Raw genomic sequence first — 1,602 nt, 5'->3', positions numbered from 1 at the left:
GGGGGTGCGGTGCTTTTCTTGGACTCTTTCATGCTGCGATCCCTAGGCTCTTTCGGTATTCGAGAGGGCTCAGGGCACCTAGTGACATTTTGATTCTTTTCTCGTTATACCACCGTATGTAGGAATCCACTTCCTCCATGAACTGCTCGGGAGACGCGATTTGCCAATTCCTGTGGTAGAAGAATTCAGTCTTGAGCCGACCAAAGAAACCTTCGCAGGCTGCGTTATCCGGTGTGCAGCCTTTACGAGACATCGACCGGGTCAGTTTTGCATCCTTGATGCGCGATAGCCATCCTGGCCAGCGGTAGTGAGCACCTCTGTCAGAGTGGACAATAGGCCTCTCGTCATCGTCCAGCGTGCCAATGGCTTCTCCAAGCATGGTGTTCACGAGCTCTGCATCAGGCCTTGTACCGATTGTCCAACTGACTACGAGTCCATCGAAGCAGTCGATCATAGGGGATAGGTACACCTTGCCTGCTGGAATCTGGAACTCAGTGATGTCAGTCAGCCACTTCTCGTTTGGGGCTGCTGCACAGAAATTGCGATCGACAAGGTTGTCGGCCGCAGGGCTGATTTCTCCCCCGTAGGAACTGTATCGGCGGCGTCTCGTGGTGCGAACAACCACCTGCTCTTCAGCCATTAGCCGTCGAACGACCTTTTCGGAGATCCGAGTGCCGTACCGGCTCAGAACTGCATGTATGCGCCGGTAGCCGTAGCAACGGTTGTTGCGCTCAAAGATGTCCCTGACGGCACGACGGACGTCCGCATGCTTATCAGGCATGCGTAGACGCGTCCTATGATAGAAGTAGGAGCTGCGCGGGAGCCTTAGCTGGGCAAAGAGCTCCGACAGTGTGTAGGTCTCTCTGAGGGCATCAATCAGCTGGGTCTTCTCTCTGTTGGTCAGGAGCTGTAGATCGATGCCCTGGTCTTTTTTTATCAGTTCATTCGCCTTCATCAGGATGTCATGCTCGAGTTGCAGTCGGTGGATGCGCCTCTCGAGTGATTCGACTTCCTGCTCCAATGCCGCCCGCTCGCCACCGGACAATAGATTATTGCGGCGTTTCATGGAGGGGCCCGCCTCGTCATCCAGTAGTTGGTCTTTCCACTTGTACAGCACTTGCCTGCTCACGCCGACTTCTACAGCAATTTCTGAAGCGGTCCCCTGACGAGAACACAGCTCAATGACGGCGTGCTGCTTCTGAGCACGTGACAACGATATGCCTCTAGCCTTGCCAGTGAAACGCTTCCTCATGCCGGGGTGGAGTTCATCAATCCACTTTCCAAGCAGCTCAACACACGGATGCCCCATCGCCCTTGTGGTTCTGGCGAGGCAACGCCCATGGCTCAGATAGTGATCGACCGCCTTTTGCTTCTGTTCGATGGAGTACTTCGGCTTAGGACGAAGCCGCTCTGGCAGACCTCCTGTATCAACGTAGGTGCGGTACCACCGTCGCAGGTTTTTCGGTGAGGGATACCCCAGCTCACGAACCACTGCTGACGCGCTCTTGCCGTACTTGAGGTAGAGCTCCACTGCCCTTATGCGATCTTCATACGAATACATGAACTACCCTCGATGTAGTCCAAGATTCCGTCCGCACCCCC

1 protein-coding gene is annotated in these 1,602 nt (G+C 54.9%); it reads right to left on the bottom strand.

Features of this window, described 5'->3' with window-relative positions:
* Window positions 1-28: 28 nt before the first annotated feature.
* The gene (locus DU505_RS22155) at window positions 29-1,561 is read right to left on the bottom strand and encodes an IS3 family transposase (protein WP_114481137.1); all 1,533 of its coding nucleotides are present in this window, start codon (window positions 1,559-1,561) and stop codon (window positions 29-31) included.
* Window positions 1,562-1,602 lie beyond the last annotated feature (41 nt).

The organism is Billgrantia montanilacus, assembly GCF_003336675.1.
Lineage (GTDB): Bacteria > Pseudomonadota > Gammaproteobacteria > Pseudomonadales > Halomonadaceae > Halomonas > Halomonas montanilacus.
This window is presented reverse-complemented; position numbering and strand designations above follow the sequence as displayed.

Excerpts from the sequence above, each read along its gene's own strand:
- DU505_RS22155 (WP_114481137.1), bottom strand. The coding sequence starts at position 1,561 with ATGTATTCGTATGAAGATCGCATAAGGGCAGTGGAGCTCTACCTCAAG.